Source organism: Actinomyces polynesiensis, assembly GCF_000820725.1.
GTDB classification, from domain to species: Bacteria; Actinomycetota; Actinomycetes; order Actinomycetales; family Actinomycetaceae; genus Pauljensenia; species Pauljensenia polynesiensis.
Window position 1 is genome coordinate 1 of sequence record NZ_CCXH01000303.1, and the last position, 4,946, is coordinate 4,946.

A 4,946-nucleotide genomic window follows, 5' to 3' on the forward strand; every position below is an offset into this window, starting at 1 on the left:
CCCCCTGGGAAGAGGCAATCGCCCGCCCCGACAGACCCTGAGCTCGCAGACGAAGCACTCGCTTCGCCGGAATCCGACTTACCATCGCTGACAACTCCTTCCGTCACATGCCTCTCACATGACGGAAGGAGCCTAAAGAAAGCGGCCCCCACCAACACCAGCCCCGGCCCCCGCCCACACCAACCGACCCAGCACCCACTGGCCCCCACCGGCACCATCACCGGCCCTCAAACCCGCGAATATTCAACGAGCGATGCTCCATGCATTTTCTTCAGAACAGACCATGGCGAGCGCCTCTTGGTCAGCGTAGACGAGAGTTCGCCTGCAGCGGACTACGCAATCGCGAAGCAGATCCTCGGTCATTGCAGGAGAGGCGCCAGTTCGTGCGTGGGCTCGACGCAGACGGGGCGCGAGTGAGCTCTGTCGGTGACCGTGCTCGTTGCTCGAACACCTAGGGCTGCCTCGGCAAGAGAGCGAAACGCTTGGTTCGAGCCGCAACACTGCACATGCACCTGCATCGCTGTCCTCTCGAGAACCAAACCTCAGGTGAGAACTTCGGTCAGCCTGCACCCTCCCGCGCAAAGACAACCTTGATGGTACGGAAGAGGATCTGGATGTCACCGGTGATGGACCAGTTCTCCACGTAGAACAAGTCGAAGCGGACCGCTTCCTCCCATGTCAAGTTCGAGCGCCCACTCACCTGCCACAGACCCGTCACGCCTGGCTTGACGAAGAGCCTCCGCGACGCAGCGTTGTCGTACAAGGCCACCTCGGCAGGTACCTGCGGGCGGGGCCCGACCAAGCTCATGGTGCCGTTGAAGACGTTGAAGAGCTGGGGAAGCTCGTCGATGGAGCTCCTCCGCAGGAAGGCGCCGAGCTTGGTGATGCGCGGATCGTGGTCGACCTTGAACAGCGGCTTGTCGGAGGTGCCTTGGGCTTTGAGCAGCGCGGCGAGCTCCGCATCCGCATTGACCCGCATGGATCGGAACTTCCAGATGGAGAACTCCTCACCATTGAGACCGACACGCGTCTGATGGAAGAAGATCGGTCCCTTGTCGTCGAACCAGATCAGGATCGGGACGATGATCCAGACGGGAAGCAGGGCAATGATCAGCAGAGCGGAGACGATGATGTCGAAGCCACGCTTGAGGAACTGCTTCGAACCGTCGAACCGCGGCATCTCGATCTCGACCAGGGACAAGCCATCCACCGGTCGCAAGTGAACGCGGGGACCCGCCACATCGACGATGCTCGGGGCCAGCACCACATGGGTACCCACCGGGTCCAACCTCCAGCTGAGCTCCTTGATCTCGGCCGCCGAAATGTCCGGCGACCCGGTGACCACAAGGGTGTCAGCATCGAGTTCTCTCATGGTCGTCGGGAGCACCCCGAGATCTCCGAACACGGGAACATTCGTCCCACGCAACGTCGAACCCACCGGCTGGTCGGCGACACACGCACCGACCACCTCCATCCCGAGATCGCGCCTGCGTCGGAGCTCCCGAGCCATGTCCGCAGCCGTGCGCGAACCTCCCAGGATCAACACGCGGTTCGTCAACTCCCCCCTCCGGCGGAGTCGGACGAGACGCTTGCGGGCCAACCATCGCCACACGAACAGTCCCACCAGCCCGATGGGGAGGACGGCCAGGAAGTATCCTCGGGCCAGCTGCGCCTTCAACAGGTAGGATGCGATGGCGAGCGCACCGAATACCAGGAACGTGGCCTGGAAGACCCTCTGGTACTCCTCGGTCCCCGACCCCAGGAGCCGCTGGCGGTATGTGTGGAAGGCGCCGAGCATCAGCCACCACACCAGTCCCAGGCCGACACTGACAGGCAGGTAGCTCAGCGAGATCGTCCCGGAGGAGTCCTGAATCGTCGGGTCATTGAACCCGAACTTGAGCAGATGGCCCGCCGCGACGGACAGAGCGATGACCACGAAGTCACCGAAAACCAGGACACCCTGAAAGCCTCGGATCTGCGACCCGTGGGCGTGATCCGCCGGATGGGCTCCAGGTTCTTCGGGTACTGTCGGTCGCCGCTGAAGGGTGGTCATCGCACTCCTCGCCTGAGAGATCTCTGGGAACTGCAACCAGAGTATCCGGGGACATGCGCACTTCCAAGGACTCACAAGTGAGACTCCGGGTCGCGGAACTCGCCGTCCCGGCGCCCACCCACTACTGAGCGAGGGGACGCCAGAAGTCCTCACCCTCACGAAGTGACCGATGGGCCGGTACGACCACTGACACCTCGGAAGGCACGCGTCCACCGGACGACTTCGCAGGTGGGGATGACCGCCGTGCGTCGCAGTGTGTCGCGCGGTCAACCTCGAGCCGGTAACTCTGACCGTGTCGCTTCAACTGACCGACTTCTCATCGACGCACTTGAAACCGTGCTGGCACAGGGGTGAGTCGTCGCTGTGGGAGCACGTGTGTCCGAATCCACAGGTCTCCTACCAGGAGTCGGCAGGCGCCTCCAGCGGCACGGGTGTGTCCAGGTGCGCACGCAGGAAGGCCAACAGCGCCTTCATGGACTCCTTCGCTTGCGGGGTGCGCAGGTCCATCTGGTACTCGTGCCCGATGGTGTCAGGCGCGTCGGGGAACCAGAGGGTGTCCACGTCCACCCCGGCCTTCTCCAGGTGGGTGGCCATGGACTCGGAGTGGGACAGCAGCGGGTCCGCGGGCCCGGTGGAGATGAAGGTCGGCGGGAAGTGGGAGTCCACGTGCTGGGGCAGGCTCGCCCACTCCAGGTGCGGGTCCGACGCCGGGTCCTTGGACCCCGTGTAGGCCCACAGCATGGTCCGCACCATCCACTTCCCCATGCCCTCAGCACCCTTCATGAGCGTCATGTCGAAGGCCCCGGAGTAGAGCACGGTCGCTCGCAGCTCACTGCCCTGCTGCACCTGCGACAGGCCCGGCAGGTCCAGCTCGGCGTCCTCGGCGTACCCCGGTTGGGTGATCGCCATGGCCGTCTGGGCGGCGATGTGGGCACCGGCGGAGTCCCCCGCCAGGACCATCTGGGAGGGGTCCACGCCGTACTGCCCGGCATGGGTGAGGAGGAAGCCCATGGCCGTGGTGACCTGCTGGACGGGGTGTGGGTAGCGGGCGTTGGGCGCCACCGTGTACTCCACGGCGATGACGGTGTACCCGGCCGCCGCGATCTGGGTGAGGTAGGTGTCCATCCCGTCCTTCGTGCCGGTGATGAACCCCCCTCCGTGCACCCACACGATGGTGGGCAGGGCGGTGTCCCCCGCGGCGTCGGGCCGGTACACGTCGATGTGCCCGTCGGGGTCATCGGCGTTGACCACCACGTTGCGCTGGGCGGAGACGTCGGTGGGTTCCAGGGCCTTCATGGCGGCCACCTGCTCCGCGCTCGCCTCGGGCCACATCTGGCGGATCAGGAGCACCGAGGGCCACGGGCTCAGCCAGGCCCACACCGCCACGGCCACCACCAGTGCCAGCAGGGCCACACCAATGCGGGTCAGGACCTTCTTCAGCACCTGGTGCTCCCCCTCCGGACGTCATGGGTCCGCCCTCGTCAGGCCTGGTGCACCGACGGCGGGACCCGGCCCCTCCCCGTCAGGGAACCTACCATCCGGCAGGTCCCGACCCTCACTCCCCCGCGTAGCGCCCCAGTGAGGGCACCCCGTGGGGCGTCTCCATCAGCCAGTTGCGGTCGGTCACCATGCGCGCGACGGCCAGGCCCACCCCGATGGAGATGATCGTGAAGAACACCGTGAACAGGGCCGCGAGCGCGTCGTTGGTCTGGCCGTTGTTGAGGTAGGCCAGGGAACGGTACAGCGGCACACCCGGGATCATGATGACCACCGCGGGCACCGACAGCGTCACGCGGGAGAACTTCGTGCGGCGCGCCACCAGCGTGGCGAGCAGGCCCGCAGCGAGAGCGGCCAGACCCACCGCGGCCTGGACGGGCAGGCTCACCTGGTCGACGAGGAAGAGGCGCCCGACGTTGATGATCGCGCCGATGGCGGCGGCCGCGGCACACACCTTGGGTGGGGAGTTGAAGAGCATCGCGAACCCGTAGGAGGCGATGAAGGAGGCCCCGAAGCGTAGGCCGTACAGCGCCGGCCACACGAGGTGGTAGTCGTACTCGGGGGTCACCGACCAGTTGAAGATCAGGGACACGCCCCACACGGCCACGCCCGCGGAGACGACCAGCATGCACACGTACACCAGGCGCGCGATGCCGGCCTGGAAGTCCTGGCGCACGAGGTCGATGATGCCGGTGACCAGCGGGAAGCCGGGGACCAGGAAGAGGAGTGCGGAGATGAAGCCCGCCTGGTGGGTGGGCTCCAGGCCGATGTAGTGCTGGGCCGCGCCGACCAGGAGGATGTAGATGGTGGCCGCCACCGCGCCCGAGGCCATCCACACCCCGAAGTGGTTCATGCGACGGTGCAGCATCTGGCGGCGCAGGTACTGCCCGATGAAGGCGGCGACCGCCACGACCGAGCACTCCACCCAGCCGCCGTGGTTGAGGAAGGAGAACCCTGCGCACGCCACACCCGAGGCCAGCGCATTGCCCAACCAGCCGTAGAGGGCGGGGACCTTCTCGATCTTGTCCAGGGCCTTGTCCACGTCCTCCACGAGGACCTGCTGGCCGTCCAGGGAGTCGACGTAGTTGGACAGGAGGTCGATCTTGTCGGCGTTGACGCCCATGGCGCGCTGCTCCGCGAGCTCCGTGCGGAAGGTGCCGGACGCGTAGGCGGTGGCGATGATCTCCGTGTAGGTGACCTGGGCGTGGTGCTGCTCGATGCCCACCGCGCGGGCGAGCTTGGCCATGGAGTGCTTGACGCGGAAGGCGGAGGCACCGCAGGACAGGAGCATCTGCCCCAGGCGCAACACGATGCGCGACTGGTGGGCCAGGCGGTCGTGGGCGACCATGCGGTGCATGGTCATGGACTCCTCACCCTCCGGTGGGGTGGCGCCCCC

General features: G+C 66.2%; 3 protein-coding genes. All 3 read right to left on the reverse strand.

Annotation, left to right across the window (positions count from 1 at the left end; all coding sequences use genetic code 11):
- Positions 1-559 precede the first annotated feature (559 nt).
- The 3 genes from TA90_RS12795 to TA90_RS12805 all read right to left on the reverse strand — a co-directional run bounded on the left by TA90_RS12795 (position 560) and on the right by TA90_RS12805 (position 4,898).
- Positions 560-1,936: a sugar transferase gene (locus tag TA90_RS12795; RefSeq protein WP_052450881.1), complete on the reverse strand. Its 1,377-nt coding sequence runs from the start codon at positions 1,934-1,936 to the stop codon at positions 560-562.
- A 513-nt stretch (positions 1,937-2,449) separates the two neighbouring features.
- The gene (locus tag TA90_RS12800; protein ID WP_052450882.1) at positions 2,450-3,496 is read right to left on the reverse strand and encodes an alpha/beta hydrolase; all 1,047 of its coding nucleotides are present in this window, start codon (positions 3,494-3,496) and stop codon (positions 2,450-2,452) included.
- Positions 3,497-3,608: 112 nt separating this feature from the next.
- Complete coding sequence (locus TA90_RS12805; protein ID WP_043537091.1) at positions 3,609-4,898, reverse strand: threonine/serine exporter family protein; 1,290 nt, start codon at positions 4,896-4,898, stop codon at positions 3,609-3,611.
- Positions 4,899-4,946: the final 48 nt, after the last annotated feature.

What these genes read in the sequence shown, in the direction of transcription:
- TA90_RS12805 (WP_043537091.1), bottom strand. Translation starts at nt 4,898, where the DNA reads ATGGTCGCCCACGACCGCCTGGCCCACCAGTCGCGCATCGTGTTGCGC.